This window comes from Pseudomonas thivervalensis, from assembly GCF_001269655.1.
GTDB classification, from domain to species: domain Bacteria; phylum Pseudomonadota; class Gammaproteobacteria; order Pseudomonadales; family Pseudomonadaceae; genus Aquipseudomonas; species Aquipseudomonas thivervalensis.
In genome coordinates this window covers 176,291-191,036 of sequence record NZ_LHVE01000013.1, presented here as the reverse complement: position 1 = coordinate 191,036, position 14,746 = coordinate 176,291, and the positions used below count along the sequence as shown (strand labels likewise).

Below are 14,746 nucleotides of genomic sequence, written 5' to 3'. Positions count from 1 at the left end.
TTGCGTTGTAGTGAAAGTCACAGCACACGGGAAATGAATGTACACCTGTGCACTGAAATTTTTATTCAAGCCCCAATCGAGGCTTGTTCGGGTGCCTAAGACTGCCGCACTTTCGCCTTTCACGCCAGTCACAGATGGTCCGTTAGCCTGTTCTAATTCACCCAACGCTGCAGAATCTGCTGCAGGTCATTCCTTTTGAACGGCTTGGCCAGGTAATCGTTCATGCCCGCCGCGAGGCAGGCTTCACGGTCACCCTGCAAGGCGTTGGCCGTCAGGGCGATGATCGGCACCTGGTCGCAGCCCGGCAGTTGACGGATCTGCCGCGTGGCTTCGTAGCCATCGATGACGGGCAATCGGCAATCCATGAGGATCGCTTCGAAAATCAGACTTTCGGCGCTGCGCACCGCCTGGGCGCCATCGGTGGCGACGCTGACGGTGAAGCCCAGGCTGCGCAGCATGGCTTCGATCACCGTCTGGTTGACCGGGTTGTCTTCCACCAGCAGCACGTTGCGGCCTTCACCATCGCGGTTGCCGACGGGCAGCCGCGGCGCCAGGGTCGGTGGCGTCTGGCGCGACCGGGCCAGCGGGATCTCGAGGGTGAACACCGAGCCCTGGCCTTCTTCGCTCTGGGCCCGCAGCGTCCCGCCCATGCGTTCGGCCAGGGTGCGGGCGATCGGCAGGCCCAGGCCGGTGCCGCCGTAGCGCCGGGAAATCGAATTGTCGGCCTGCTGGAAGGCGTCGAACATGCGTTCCAGGCTCTCGGCGGGGATACCAATGCCACTGTCGCGCACCGTGCAGGTGAACCACAGCAGCTCGTGGTCCAGGGCCTGCCACTGGCATTGCACGGTGACACGGCCTTGCTCGGTGAACTTCAGCGCGTTGCCGATCAGGTTCACCAGGATCTGCCGTATCCGCGTCGGATCACCCTGGACCTGCAAGGCTTGCATGTCGTCCGGGACCAGCAGGTCCAGGCCCAGCTTGCGCTGCGCGGCGCTGTGCTGGAAAGACTGCGCGCAACTGCCCACCAGTTCGGCCAGGTTGAACGGGATGTGTTCCAGTTCCAGGGCCGAGCGTTCGATGCGCGAGAAGTCGAGGATGTCGTTGATCACCTTCAGCAGATGTTCGGTGGATTCCGAGGCCAGCGCCGTGTACTCGTGCTGTTCGTCGGTCATGCGGGTGGTTTCCAACAATTGCAGCATGCCCAGCACACCGTTCATGGGCGTACGCAATTCATGGCTCATCATCGCCAGGAACTCGGACTTGGCGCTGTTGGCTTTTTCCGCTTCTTCGCGGGTCTTGATCAACTGCGCCATGGCCTGGTGCTGTTCGCGGCTGGCTTGCTCCAAGCCGTTGGCAAGGTTGTTGATGTGCCGCGACAAGGCCCCCAGTTCGGCGTCATCGACGATCGGCAGCGGGGTGCTGTAGTCGCCTTGCTGGATGGCCTTGACCGCGTTGCCGATGTCGCGGATCGGCCGGGACAGGCTGGTCGCCAGCCGGCGCGCCACCAGGAAGGTGAACAGCAGCGCGAACAGCGCCAGGATCGCGGCCTTGAACAGGATTTCCTGCTGCCGCTGGCTGAAGGCGTCGCTGGACATGCCGACGATCACGCGGCCCAGGTAATCTTCGCCGGCCGCTTCGACGGATGGGCTGTTGCCTTGCAGGAAGTCATTGTTCAGGGCAATGCGCTGCAGGCGCACCGGGGCCTGGAAGACTTCGATCTGCTGGGCACGGCTGTGGACCTGCTCGGGTTGTTCGACGTACACCAGGACCTTGTCGGTGCTGTCCTGGACCTCCAGGAAGCGCACGTGTGGGGTGGCCAGGGTCGCGGTGAGCAGGCTTTCCAACACTTCGTTGTTGCCGGAAATCACCCCGTATTCCGTGGCGGGGGCCAGTTGGTTGGCGATCAGTTGCCCGGTGTGATTGAGCTCCTGGCGCAAATCCTGGATCCGCACGAAGGTAAAGAAGCTGATCAGCAGCAAGGTCAGCAGCAACGCCGGGCCGAGGGCGATGAGCTGGGTACGGGTGTTGATGTCCCAACGGCGACGCAAGGTCATGGGCGGTGTTCTCCTTCGGCCAACGTTGCCGCGACGGATTCGGCGTCAAGCGGTTCGATCCCCAGCGAGCGGGCGACCTGCCGGTTGCCCAGGACTTTGAAGCGGTCCGGGTACAGCGTGCGCGGCCAGGTCGTGGCGGGGCGGTCGAGCAGGTCGTCGAGAATCGCCAGCCAGTCTTGTTGGTCGCTGTAGGTGCTGGCCAGGCTGCCGGCCTTGACGAATGCGGCGCTGGGCCCGATCAGCGCGCGTTGCCGGGCGTAGCTGCTGAGCAACAGGTTTTTCACGGTCTTGGGGTTGTACAAGTCGGGGTCATCGAGGCCCAGCAGCACGTCACTCTGGCCCAGCAGGTTCTGCAGCGGGCGGCTGTCGCTGGTGTCATCCCAGCGTTCACTGACGATGACCAGGCCCAGCGGCTCGGCAGCCTGTTGGAGGTCCTTGAGCAGGAATTCACTGTGGGCGTCGTAAAGCACGCCGACCCGTCGCACTTGCGGCAGGATGGTGCGAATCAGCCGCAGTTGCCGCGCCATGGGTGGATCGCTCCACAACAGGCTCAGGTGCGCGGGCGTTGCCTCGCCCAGGCGGTCGCGGGCTTGCTGGCGGCTGATGCGCAGCACCAGGGTCGCCGGCCCCCGGGCGTCTTGCAGGCGCCACTCCAGGCTCGGCAGGTCAAGCAGGACCAGACGGACATGGCCCGGTAGTTTGTCCGGCGCCGGCAGGTTGGCCAGCGGCGTGAACCGCACGTTGTCTTCGGGTCGCAGGATCTTCAGGGCCTGGGTGAAAGATTGCACGCCCGGGCTGTCCTCGGCGCCGGTCAACAGGACTTCGGCGGCCCGGGCTTGGAGGGCGGCCAGCCATCCGGCAAACACCAGGCACAGGGCCAGCGTCAGGCGGCCATGAAATGGCGTCTTGCGGGGGCGGCGTCGGGACATCTAGAACGATAACTCCGCGCTGAAGTACACCACATGGCGGGAGTCGTAACGGTTGTCGACGAAGGTCATGGGCTGGTTGTCCAGGCGCTGCTGCAGGACGCCCGCCAGTTCCAGGCTGGCCTTGCCCAGGGGAATGCGCCGGGCGAGGCGGGTGTCCACCCGTTCGAAGCGATAGCCGTTGAGGTCGTCGGCGGCATAATAGAACAGCGCGCTGTTCCAGCCCTGGCCCCAGTCCCGTAGCCAGCCGGCCGAACCGCTGTTGCGGGCGGTCAGTTGTTCGTCGAGGGGGTTGCTGGCCTGGGCGTCGACATAGGCATAGGTCAGGCGCAAGCGGTCGGCGCTGGTCATGCGCCAGTCGAACTGGGTTTCGGCCCCGGAGAATTGCGATTCGTTGCTGTTGCTGGCGATGTACTGATTGTTGCGCAATGGTTCACTGATCATGCCGGTGATTTCGTCATGGAACAGTTTCACGTCGACCGCCAGCCCCAGGTCCACGAAATAACCGTTGTAGCCCAGTTCCCGGGAACGCATGTGTTCTTGCTCCAGGTTGCCCGGGCCGCGGGTCCGGACGAAGTAACGGGCACTGTTCTGGCCGAAGGCGGCGGGTTGCAGGTTGGTGACCTGATAGCTCCAGTTGACGTTGTTCTCGAACATGTCCGGCGAGCGCACGGCTTCGGAGTACACCGCCCGCAGGCCGTGGCGCGGGGTGATCAGGTAGTTGACCGCGATCCGCGGGGTCAGCGAGCTGCCGGTCAGGCGGGTGTCTTCGAACATCGCGCCGCCCTGCAACAGCCAATGCTCGGTGGCCCGCCATTCGAGCTGGCCGAACAGGCGCCACGTGGTGTCGTCAAGGGTACCGTTGAAGTAGGTTTCCGAGTCAGCGCGGTCGTAGCGATAGTTGCCCCCGGTGACCAGTCGCAGGCTGTCGGACAGGCTCAGGGTGTCCTGGATCTCCAGGTCGTAGCGCGATTCCCGGGCGCTCTGGTCGATATCGCCGCACAGGGTTTGCGAGGCGCCGTTGCGCCACTGGTCGAGCACCTGGTTGGCCAACGCCTGTTCCTGGGGCGTGCCGGCTGGCGCGCCGCTGTTGATGTAGCTGGGGATGTTGCGCGCCAGCTTTTCGGCATAGTAGGGGTTGAGCTGCCACAGGTCGGTCAGTGGCGGGCTGAAGGACACCTCGGCGTCACAGGCGCGCCAGGTCTGCTGGCGATCCCAGTGCTGGATCGAGCCTTGTACATAAAGGCTGTGGTCAGGGTCCAGGTCCAGGTTCCAGCGCAGTGAGCCGGCATAATCCTTGGCGATGACGTCGGAGTTATCCCCAGCGGCGGTAATCCCGGCGAACACAGGGCGGTAGGTATAAGGCCGCTGGTTGGTCCCATCCTTGGCGTTCAATTGCCAGTCGATGCTCTGCCGTTCGTCCAGCGTCTGGCTGACGGACAGGTTGAAGCGGTTCAGGCGGCGGCTGTCGCGGTAATCGGCGCCGTTGCGGTCGCTGTCAAAACCATCGTCTTCCTGACCCGACAGCGATAGCCGCAGGTCGCCGCCTTCCCATCCGCTGCCCTGGCTGGCGTACCAGTCGCTGATGCCACGCTGGCCCCGGGTGACTTTCAGCCGGGTGCCGTGGCTGTCTGCTGGCGCCCGAGTGATGATGTTGACCACCGCCATCAGCGCGTTGGCGCCATAGCTGACGGTGTTGGGGCCGCGGAAGACTTCGATCCGCTCGATGTCTTCCATGGCCACCGGAATATCGCTCCAGTCCACCGTGGCCAGGCCGGCGCGGTACACCGAGCGGCCGTCGATCAGCACTTGCATGCGCCGGGCTTCGCTGGCGTTGGTGCCGTGGTAGTTGACGGCGGCCTGGTTGCCGCTGATGTTGCCGACCATCATGCCCGGCACCAGGCGCAGCAGTTCGCTGATGTCCCGCGCGCCGCTGGCCTTGATCAGCTCACTGTCGAGCACGGTCATGCTGCCCGGCACCGCCGCCGGCGATTGTTTCAGGCGCGTGGCGGTCAGTACCTGGGGCAGGGGCTGGCTGTCCACGAACAAGTCGTCGGCCAGCACTGGCGGGCTGATGATCAGTGCCAATAGCAGGGACGAACCTGAGCGAGAGGGACCAACAGACACGGCACAGCCTTTGAGAATGGAAGGATGACCGGCATGTTAACTGAGCTGAACGACTTTTCCATTCACGTTGACAGCATTTTCCTAGGAATTGGTGGTCAGCTTCCTACAGCTAGCGGTAATTGTTGCCGGGGCTGGTCGCCATCCGGCCGCTCCGTATAATGCCCCGCATTGCCACTTGGTATGGATGAACGGATTGCATATGACTGAACAGCGCCCGATTGCGGTCCTGGGAGGCGGGAGTTTCGGTACCGCCGTGGCTAACTTGCTGGCCGAGAATGGCCACCCGGTGCGCCAGTGGATGCGTGACCCGGAACAGGCCGAGGCCATCCGGGTCAACCGCGAGAACCCGCGTTATCTCAAGGGCATCAAGATCCGCCCGGAAGTCCTAGCGGTGACTGACTTGCAGGCCACACTGGAGGGCAGTGACCTGTTCTTCGTCGCCTTGCCTTCCAGTGCCTTGCGGTCGGTGCTGGCGCCCCATGCCGAGCGCTTGAGCGGCAAACTGTTGGTGAGCCTGACCAAGGGCATCGAAGCCCAGACCTTCAAGCTGATGAGCGAGATTCTCGAAGAAATCGCGCCCAAGGCGCGGATCGGTGTGATTTCGGGGCCGAACCTGGCGCGAGAAATAGCCGAGCACGCGCTGACCGCCACGGTGGTCGCCAGTGAGGATGAGGAACTGTGCCAACAGGTCCAGGCCGCGCTCCATGGCCGCACCTTTCGGGTCTATGCCAGTGCCGACCGTTTCGGGGTGGAACTGGGCGGGGCGCTGAAGAACGTCTATGCGATCATCGCCGGCATGGCGGTGGCGCTGGGCATGGGCGAGAACACCAAGAGCATGCTGATCACCCGCGCGCTGGCGGAAATGACCCGCTTTGCCGTCAGCCAGGGCGCCAACCCGATGACTTTCCTGGGATTGGCCGGGGTGGGCGACCTGATCGTCACCTGTTCCTCGCCCAAGAGCCGCAACTATCAGGTCGGCTTTGCCCTCGGCCAAGGCTTGAGCCTCGACGAGGCAGTGTCGCGCCTGGGAGAAGTGGCCGAAGGGGTCAATACGCTCAAGGTGCTCAAGGCCAAGTCCCAGGAGGCCGGGGTGTACATGCCGCTGGTCGCCGGGCTGCACGCGATTCTGTTCGAAGGGCGCACGCTTGAGCAGGTGATCGAGCTGTTGATGCGTGGCGAACCGAAGACCGACGTCGATTTCATTTCCACCAGCGGTTTCAACTGAACCGCTATTGACCGCAAGCAGGAGCGAGCCATGAACGATCCGCAAGGGCAACCCCAATACGAATCCATCCTGCTGCGTGTGCTGTGGATGGTGGTTTACCTGCTGGTCTGGCAGGTGGCGCAATTCATTCTCGGCGCCGTGGTGCTGGTGCAATTGATCTATCGGCTGATCTACGGCGCGCCCAGCGCCAGCCTGATGAATTTCGGCGACAGCCTGAGCCAGTTCCTGGCGCAGATCGGCCGTTTCGGCACTTTCCACAGCGACCAGAAACCTTGGCCGTTCGCGGACTGGCCGACGCCACGCACGCCGGAAGGCGAAGCGCCTCACGCCGTGGCGCCGGCCCCGCACCCTGTCCGGGACGAGGAGCCGAAGCTATGAAACTGTGGGTATTGCGTCACGGTGAAGCCGAGCCCCATGGTGTCCGCCCCGATCCGGAACGGGTCTTGACGGTGCATGGCCGCGAGGAAGTGTTGCTCAGTGCCGGCCGATTGATGGGCGAGCCGTTGCACGCCATTTACGCCAGCCCTTACGTGCGTGCCCAGCAGACCGCACAACTGGTGCGCGAAGCACTGGGCTTCGAGCCTGAACTGATCACCGTCGATTGGCTCACGCCGGAGACCCGGCCGGCCGAGGTGCTGCGGCATCTGAAGGATCAGGACGATGTGCTGTTGGTCAGCCACAACCCGTTGGTGGGCAGCCTGCTGGGCTTACTGCAGCACGGCCATCTGCAACAACCCGAGCAAGTGCAAACCGCTGGCCTGGCCGAGCTGGAAGGCGATCTGCCGCTGGCCGGGGCGATGAGGCTCAAGCGTCTGTGATGTGGGAACAAGGCTTGCCCGCGATGGTGGCGACGCGCAACACCTGATCTACGCCAGCGTCTGCATCGCGGGCAAGCCTTGCTCCCACGGTGCTGTGCGGGGTTGAATGCAATAAACAACAAAGGAAGGGCAACGATGAGTCTGTGGCGCACCATCCCCAACATCGAGCAACTGAACGCCGCCGGTAGAAACACCATCAGCGAAGTGCTGGACATTCGGTTCGAGTCCTTCGACGACGAATCCCTGACCGCCAGTATGGTGGTCGATCAACGCACCCACCAGCCGTTCGGCCTGCTGCATGGCGGTGCTTCGGTGGTGCTGGCCGAAACGGTCGGGTCCATGGCCGCCTATCTCTGTGTCGACGCCAGCAAGTTCTACTGTGTGGGCCTGGAGATCAACGCCAACCACCTGCGCGGCGTGCGCAGCGGACGGGTGACCGCCACGGCCCGGATGGTTCACCTGGGCCGCACCACCCAGGTCTGGGACATCCGCCTGGTCAATGACGAGGGCAAGGTCAACTGCGTGTCGCGCCTGACCATGGCGGTGGTGCCGTTGGGTGAGCAGCCGCCGGCGCGTTGATCCCTGATGCATTTTGTGGCGGGGAGGCTCTTGTGGCGAGGGAGCTTGCTCCCGCTGGGTTGCGTAGCGGCCCCTCAAACCCATCGACTCGGTTAGCCTGGCACACTGCGTCGCCTGGTTTTGGGCCTGCTGCGCAGGCCAGCGGGAGCAAGCTCCCTCGCCACAGGTTCCATCACTCATACAACCCCATAGCCCAAGCCCGACTGTCATCATTCCTGTCAGTTACGGTCATTGCCGCGCCGTCGGGTTCTGCGGACAATCTGCCGCAGTGCCCCCAATGGATCGGCTGTCATGTCGCAACAGATTTTTTTCGCCCACGCCAATGGTTTTCCCTCGGCCACCTACGGCAAGCTGTTCGCCGCGCTGGCGCCGCAATACCAGGTCGCGCACCTGGAATTGCACGGCCATGACCCGCGTTTCCCGGTGGACGATAACTGGCACAACCTGGTGGACGAACTGATCCATCACCTGGAACAGCAACCGGCGCCAGTGTGGGGCGTCGGCCACTCCCTGGGCGGTGTGCTGCACCTGCACGCGGCGTTGCGCTGCCCCGAGCTGTATCGCGGCGTGGTCATGCTCGATTCGCCGGTACTGACCCGGGCCGACCAGTGGGTGATCCTGGCGGCCAAGCGCCTGGGGTTCATCGATCGCCTGACCCCGGCCGGCCGGACCCTGGGCCGGCGTGAGGAGTTCGCTGACCTGGCGTCGGCCCGGCAGTATTTTGCCGGCAAGACCCTGTTTCGTGGTTTTGACCCGGATTGCTTCGACGCCTACCTGCAACACGGCCTGCAGCAAGTCGGCGACCGGTTGCGGCTGCGCTTCGACCCGGCTACCGAAATCAGCATCTACCGCGGCGTGCCGCATACCAGTCCCGGGCGGCCTCGTAAGCTCAAGGTGCCGCTGGCCGTGGTGCGCGGCCGACAGAGTCGTGTGGTGATGCGGCATCACACCCGTTCGGTGGGGCGTATGCTCCATGGCGAATCCCTGAGCATGCCCGGCGGCCATATGTTTCCCCTCGAACGTCCACAAGACACGGCGAACCTGCTCAAGAACCTGTTCCAGCGGTGGGAAGGGCGCAGCGCATGAGTGTGGTCGAGGAGGTCCGCCTGAGCTTGCCTCACATCGAGTTGGCGGCCCATTTGTTCGGCCCGGAAGACGGGCTGCCGGTGATTGCCCTGCACGGCTGGCTGGACAACGCCAACAGCTTCGCCCGCCTGGCGCCCAGGCTCGAGGGCTTGCGGGTGATCGCCCTGGACATGGCCGGTCACGGTCATTCCGGGCATCGGCCGCCGGGTGCCGGCTACGCCTTGTGGGACTACGCCCACGATGTGCTGCAAGTGGCCGAACAACTGGGCTTGAAGCGTTTCGCCCTGTTGGGGCATTCCATGGGTGCCATTGTGTCGCTGGTGCTGGCCGGCTCCCTGCCGGAACGGGTGACCCACCTGGGATTGATCGACGGGGTGATTCCCCCTACCGCCAAAGGCGATAACGCGGCCGAACGCATGGGCATGGCCCTGCAAGCCCAGTTGGATCTGCAGCAAAAACGCAAGCCGGTCTATAAAACCCTCGACCGGGCCATCGAAGCGCGCATGAAGGGGCTGGTGGCGGTCAGTCGCGAGGCTGCCGAATTGCTGGCTCAGCGCGGCCTGATGCCGGTGCCGGGAGGGTATACCTGGCGCACCGACAACCGCCTGACTCTGCCATCGCCCCTGCGCCTGACCGAGGAACAGGCCATGGCGTTCGTCGCGCGGGTCGCTTGTCCGGCGCATCTGGTGGTGGCGGCCGACGGCATGCTTGCCCAACACCCGGAACTGCTGGAGCGTCTACCCTTCAGTCATGAGCAGTTGCCAGGCGGCCATCATCTGCATCTGAACGACGAGGTCGGTGCCGGGCTTGTAGCAGACTGTTTCAATCGGTTCTTCACCGCTCCTTGACTTGCGCCGGGCAACTGTCGAGGCTGGGCGGGTTGAAAGGGAGACAACCATGACAAACCTCTGTTTGCCAGCCTCGCAGTGCATCGACGACGCCCGTTGCGTTCAAGCGTCCCAGGCCAAGCCGATCCAATGAAATTATCCGTTCACTCACTCGTCCTGCTGGCGCTGGCCTGCCTCAGCCCGGCGTCGTTCGCCGTCGATGTGCCGGGCAGTCGCGACCTGGATCGCCTGCCGCGCATGCCCGATGCCCAGATCGTCGATTACCGGCAGACCAGCGACCTGGAGCGCGTCTACCCCATGGGCTCGATCCGCAAGATCAGCGGCCAGCTGCGCTTTGACGGCCAGGTCGATGCCCGCGGGAACGTCACGTCGGTTACCTACGAACTGCCGCCGGAACACTCCGCCACCCAGGCCTTTACCGCGGCTCGCGAAGCGTTGCAGAAACAGGGTGCCGAGCTGCTGTTCTGGTGCCAGGCCCGCGATTGCGGCGAAAGCAGCCTGTGGGCCAACGACGTCTTTGGCAATGCCAAGCTCTATGGCGCCGACAATGGCCAGGCCTTCCTGCTGCTGCGCCTGGCGCCGCCGGTGGACAACACGCTGATTGCGCTTTATTCCATCACCCGCGGCAATCGCAAGGCCTACCTGCATGTCGAGCAATTCGAGGCGAGCGCAGCGCTGGGGGACTTGCTGCCAACATCGGCCACGCTGTTGCGCCAACTCAAGGACACTGGCGTCCTGGACTTGCCGCGTCTTGCCGGTGAGCCGGATGACGCCTGGTTGCGCCTGTTGTCCCGGGCGCTGAACCTGGACACGGGCCTGCGGGTCAGTATCGCCGGTCCCCGGGCCGAGGACTGGCTTGAGGCGCTGGCGGGCCAGGGCGTCCGGGCGGCGCGCATGGAGGCCGCCAGCGGCGAGGCGGCGGGATTGCACCTGGAGTTGCTGCGCTAAGCTGTGTCGGAGGCAGCGGGTTCACACCGCTGCCTCGGTCCTGTTCATTTTTTCGAGACCCTACATGCTCAATAACGATCGGCTGTTGGTGCAGATCCTGCTCCTGGTGTTGTTCGGCGCAAGCCTCTGGGTCATGGCGCCGTTCTGGTCTGCGCTGTTCTGGGGCGCGGTGCTGGCGTTCGCCAGTTGGCCGTTGATGCGCCTGCTGACCCGCTGGGTCAATGGCCGCGAATCCCTGGCGGCGGCGTTGCTGACGGTGGGCTGGATGCTGTTGGTGGCGGTGCCACTGGTGTGGCTGGGGTTCAACCTGGCCGACCATGTGCGCGACGCCACGGCGTTCATCAGGGATGTGCAGGTCGACGGCTTGCCTGAAGCCCCTGACTGGCTTGCCACGATTCCCTTGGTGGGCGGGCGGCTGGTAGGCATCTGGAACAGCATCGACCAGCAGGGCGCGGCCATGATGGTCTCCATCAAGCCGTACCTGGGGCAGGTGGGCAACTGGTTGTTGGCGCGCAGCGCGCAGATTGGCGGCGGCATCCTCGAATTGACCCTGAGCATCGTGTTCGTGTTCTTTTTCTATCGCGACGGCCCGCGCCTGGCGGTGTTTGTCCATGGATTGCTCGAGCGCCTGATCGGCGATCGCGCCGGTTACTACATCGAGCTGGTGGCCGGTACGGTGCAACGGGTGGTCAACGGTGTGATCGGCACCGCGGCGGCCCAGGCCGTGCTGGCGTTGATCGGCTTCCTGATCGCCGGCGTGCCCGGGGCACTGGTGCTGGGGATCGTCACGTTCCTGCTGAGCCTGATCCCCATGGGGCCACCCCTGGTCTGGATCCCCGCCACGGCGTGGCTGGCGTGGAAGGGCGAATACGGAATGGCGGTGTTCCTCGGCATCTGGGGCACGTTCATCATCAGTGGCGTGGACAACGTGCTCAAACCCTACCTGATCAGCCGTGGCGGCAACCTGCCCCTGGTCATTGTGCTGTTGGGGGTGTTCGGCGGGTTGATCGCCTTCGGCTTCATCGGCCTGTTCATCGGCCCGACCCTGCTGGCTGTGGCGTACAGCCTGTTGACGGACTGGAGCAAAAGCCAGGCGCGGTAGCGTGGGTGCCGAGCACTGGACGTCCGAGCACCTGTGGCGAGGGAGCTTGTTCCCGCTGGCCAGCGAAGCTGGCCCCAGCATTCTTCCGGGCAGGCCGTACCGCTTGGTTTTGCGGCTGCTGTGCAGCCCAGCGGGAGCAAGCTCCCTCGCCACAGGGTTATCATCGGCCCATCAACCGCGAACCTGGCTCCCGAAGGGCCAGGTAGGCGGGCGGATCAAGTCGCCACGTTCAGGTGTTTCCCCACGGTGGCGACGTTATCCAGTGAGTATTGCCGGCTGAGGTTGGCGATCATTCGGTTCAACGCTTCGCTGACATTGGCCTGCTCGGTGGAGCTGTCGCTGCGGCGGCCGGCCTGCAAGGCGCTGCGCAGTTCGCCGGCGCTGACGGTGGCGTCGCCATCGGCGTCGAGCTGGCTGAACAGTTCTTCACTGGAGGCCTGTTGCGGTGGCGGCGGTGGCGCGAGACTGGCGGCGAGCTCGTCGAGGCTGACGGTGCCGTCTTCATTCTTGTCCAGGGCCGAGAACACTTGCTGGCTGTCGGCACTGCTGCCGGCGCTGGCCAGGCCGCTGCTCAGCTCATCGCTGCTGACCACGCCATCACCGTCGGTGTCGAGGGCGCTGAGCAGCGCGTCGGCCAGCTCGGTATTCGGCGCCTGGTCCCGTGGCGGCGGAGGTGGCGGCGCCATCGCGGCCATTTCCTCGCTGCTCAGGTCACCGCTGCCATCACTGTCCAGGTCGTCAAAGTTATCGCTCAAGCTGACCAGGATGCCGTCATCGCTTTTTTGCGACAGGGCGGCGCTCAACTCTTCCTGATTGACCGAGCCGTCGCCGTCACTGTCGAGCTTGCTGAGCAGTTCCTTTTGAAACTGCTGGCTGCGGGCACTGCTGGTTGTGGTACTGCTGGTGCTGGTATAGGTCGAGTAACTGCTGACGCTACCGATCATGGGCGCTCTCCTTGGGCTGGAATAGCCGGTGGGTGCACCGGCTTATGCAGCCTCGGCGGGGCAGTTGTCGTGGGTGTGTGGAGTTTGTACCGATGGGTATACAAAACCTCCAGGTCAACGATGGCCCCTGTGGGAGCGAGCTTGCTCGCGATAGCGGTACGTCAGTCAATATCGATGTTGGCCTGACAGGGCCCGATCGCGAGCAAGCTCGCTCCCACAGGAGATCTAAGGGGGCTTAGGGACGAGGCAAGCTGATCACCGCCGTCAACCCACCCCCCGGCGTTTCTTCCAGGCTCAACTGTCCGCCCAGGCGTTCGGCGGCTTCCCGGGCGATGGTCATGCCCAGGCCGACGCCGCCGGAGTTGCGGTTGCGTGAACCTTCCAGGCGGAAAAAGGGCTCGAACACCGCCTCGCGCTTGTCCGCGGCAATACCGGGACCGTGGTCGATGACCCGGATCAATAGCAGGTGTTGCTGGTCCTGCAGGGTAATCAAGGCATGGCCGGCGTAGCGCAGGGCATTGTCGATGAGGTTGTTGAGGCACGAGCGCAGCGCCATGGGTTGCACCTGCAGCGGGGCGCAGGTGCCATTGACCTGCACGTCGGCGCCCTGGTCCTGGGCGTTTTCGCTCAATGATTCCACCAGGGCCTGCACGTCCATCCATTGCAGCGCTTCACTGGTGCGCTGTTCGTGCAAGTAGGTCAGGGTGGCATCGAGCATGCCGATCATGTCATCCAGGTCCTGGCGCATCTGGCCTTGCAGCTTGATGTCGTCGATCTGCTCCAGGCGCAGCTTGAGCCGCGAAAGCGGCGTGCGCAGGTCATGGGACACGGCGCCGAGCATGCGCGAACGCTGCTGCACTTGCTCGCGAATCCGCTTTTGCATCAGGTTGAACGTATGGGCCGCCTGCCGCGCCTCGCGAGGGCCGTTTTCATCCAGCGGCGGGCTGTCGAGGTTTTCACTCAAGCGCTCGGCGGCATCGCTCAGGCGCTGGATCGGTCGGGTCAGAAGCTTGGCGCCGTACCAGGCTGCGATGATCAGGCACACGAATTGAAAGGTCAGCGGCACCACCGGGCCGCCGAACCAGGGGCGTGGACGGCGGTTGGGGGGTGGGCCGAATCGCGGGGGACCGTCGTCTTGTTGGCTCATTCCAGGCGGCGGCCCGGGAGGTGGCGGTTGGTCGTAATGGAAAAACCAGGCAAAGGCCAACAGATGCGCCAGGACAATCGCCAGCAGCAGTACGCCAAACAGGCGACCGAACAAGGAGTCCAGGCGCAGTCGCATCAACCGATGTCCCGGGCGTCGAACAGGTAACCCTCACCGCGTACGGTCTTGATCAGTTGTGGCGCCTTGGGATCGTCGCCCAGCTTCTGGCGCAGGCGTGATACGAGCAAGTCGATGCTGCGGTCGAACGCTTCGATGGAGCGTCCACGAGCCGCGTCCAGCAGTTGTTCGCGGCTGAGCACCCGGCGCGGTCGTTCGATGAAGACCCACAACAGGCGGAACTCGGCATTGGACAGTGGCACCACCAGCCCATCGCTCGAGATCAGTTGGCGCAACACGCTGTTGAGCCGCCAGTTGTCGAAACGGATATTGGCCCGCTGCTCGGTGCGGTCGTCGCGCACCCGGCGCAGGATCGTCTGGATACGCGCCACCAGTTCCCTGGGTTCGAACGGCTTGGCCATGTAGTCATCGGCGCCCAGCTCCAGGCCGATGATGCGGTCGGTGGGCTCGCAGCGGGCGGTGAGCATCAGGATCGGGATGTCCGATTCGGCGCGCAGCCAGCGGCACAACTGCAAGCCGTCTTCACCCGGCAGCATCAGGTCGAGCACGACCACGTCGAAGTGCTCGGCCTGCATCGCCTGGCGCATGGCTGCGCCATCGGTCACACCGCTGGCCCGTATGCTGAAGCGGGCCAGGTAATCGATCAGCAGCTCGCGGATCGGCACGTCGTCATCGACGATCAGCGCGCGGGTGCTCCAGCGCTTGTCATCGTCGGGCACTTTTTGCGTGTCAGAATTTGCAACAGGGGTGTTCTGCATGGATGCATCATCTGCCAGGTAGGCTGCCAACCGCAAAGAAGGCGGCGAA

General features: G+C 64.2%; 14 protein-coding genes. 8 read left to right on the top strand and 6 right to left on the bottom strand.

Features of this window, described 5'->3' with window-relative positions:
- Positions 1–152: 152 nt before the first annotated feature.
- From AD659_RS18770 to AD659_RS18760, 3 genes are read right to left on the bottom strand one after another with little or no spacing between them, the layout of a single operon-like run.
- Positions 153–2,054, bottom strand: a complete 1,902-nt coding sequence (locus tag AD659_RS18770) for an ATP-binding protein (protein WP_053123942.1) — start codon at positions 2,052–2,054, stop codon at positions 153–155.
- Entirely contained in the window at positions 2,051–2,983 is a 933-nt protein-coding gene (locus tag AD659_RS18765; protein WP_053123941.1) for an ABC transporter substrate-binding protein, read from the bottom strand. The genes AD659_RS18770 and AD659_RS18765 overlap by 4 nt, the downstream gene beginning before the upstream one ends.
- Positions 2,984–5,107, bottom strand: coding sequence for a TonB-dependent receptor plug domain-containing protein (locus tag AD659_RS18760; protein WP_053123939.1), 2,124 nt, complete (start codon positions 5,105–5,107; stop codon positions 2,984–2,986).
- Between the two features lie 199 nt (positions 5,108–5,306).
- On the opposite strand from AD659_RS18760, the gene AD659_RS18755 reads away from it, so the two are divergent.
- The 8 genes from AD659_RS18755 to AD659_RS18720 all read left to right on the top strand — a co-directional run bounded on the left by AD659_RS18755 (position 5,307) and on the right by AD659_RS18720 (position 11,713).
- Positions 5,307–6,332 (top strand): NAD(P)H-dependent glycerol-3-phosphate dehydrogenase, encoded by a 1,026-nt coding sequence (locus tag AD659_RS18755; RefSeq protein WP_053123938.1) that lies wholly within the window; start codon positions 5,307–5,309, stop codon positions 6,330–6,332.
- Between the two features lie 30 nt (positions 6,333–6,362).
- Positions 6,363–6,710, top strand: coding sequence for a DUF4389 domain-containing protein (locus AD659_RS18750; RefSeq protein WP_053123936.1), 348 nt, complete (start codon positions 6,363–6,365; stop codon positions 6,708–6,710).
- Positions 6,707–7,150: a phosphohistidine phosphatase SixA gene (gene sixA, locus AD659_RS18745; protein ID WP_053123934.1), complete on the top strand. Its 444-nt coding sequence runs from the start codon at positions 6,707–6,709 to the stop codon at positions 7,148–7,150. The genes AD659_RS18750 and sixA overlap by 4 nt, the downstream gene beginning before the upstream one ends.
- 135 nt (positions 7,151–7,285) lie before the next feature.
- Complete coding sequence (locus tag AD659_RS18740; RefSeq protein ID WP_053123932.1) at positions 7,286–7,729, top strand: hotdog fold thioesterase; 444 nt, start codon at positions 7,286–7,288, stop codon at positions 7,727–7,729.
- A gap of 291 nt (positions 7,730–8,020) precedes the next feature.
- The gene (locus AD659_RS18735) at positions 8,021–8,815 is read left to right on the top strand and encodes an alpha/beta fold hydrolase (RefSeq protein ID WP_053123930.1); all 795 of its coding nucleotides are present in this window, start codon (positions 8,021–8,023) and stop codon (positions 8,813–8,815) included.
- Positions 8,812–9,663: an alpha/beta hydrolase gene (locus AD659_RS18730; RefSeq protein ID WP_053123928.1), complete on the top strand. Its 852-nt coding sequence runs from the start codon at positions 8,812–8,814 to the stop codon at positions 9,661–9,663. The genes AD659_RS18735 and AD659_RS18730 overlap by 4 nt, the downstream gene beginning before the upstream one ends.
- Before the next feature lie 129 nt (positions 9,664–9,792).
- On the top strand, positions 9,793–10,611 hold the full coding sequence (locus AD659_RS18725) for a DUF4892 domain-containing protein (RefSeq protein ID WP_053123926.1): 819 nt from the start codon (positions 9,793–9,795) through the stop codon (positions 10,609–10,611).
- Positions 10,612–10,675: 64 nt separating this feature from the next.
- Entirely contained in the window at positions 10,676–11,713 is a 1,038-nt protein-coding gene (locus AD659_RS18720) for an AI-2E family transporter (RefSeq protein WP_053123924.1), read from the top strand.
- A 215-nt stretch (positions 11,714–11,928) separates the two neighbouring features.
- Here the strand turns inward: AD659_RS18720 and xopAW are convergent, their stop codons facing one another.
- The 3 genes from xopAW to AD659_RS18705 all read right to left on the bottom strand — a co-directional run bounded on the left by xopAW (position 11,929) and on the right by AD659_RS18705 (position 14,697).
- A complete protein-coding gene (xopAW, locus tag AD659_RS18715; RefSeq protein WP_053123922.1) occupies positions 11,929–12,657 on the bottom strand; it encodes a XopAW family type III secretion system calcium-binding effector in 729 nt (242 codons plus the stop codon).
- Between the two features lie 235 nt (positions 12,658–12,892).
- A complete protein-coding gene (locus tag AD659_RS18710; protein ID WP_053123920.1) occupies positions 12,893–13,939 on the bottom strand; it encodes a sensor histidine kinase in 1,047 nt (348 codons plus the stop codon).
- Positions 13,939–14,697 carry a response regulator gene (locus AD659_RS18705; RefSeq protein ID WP_053123918.1) on the bottom strand — a complete coding sequence of 253 codons (759 nt, stop codon included), beginning with the start codon at positions 14,695–14,697 and terminating at the stop codon, positions 13,939–13,941. The genes AD659_RS18710 and AD659_RS18705 overlap by 1 nt, the downstream gene beginning before the upstream one ends.
- Positions 14,698–14,746 lie beyond the last annotated feature (49 nt).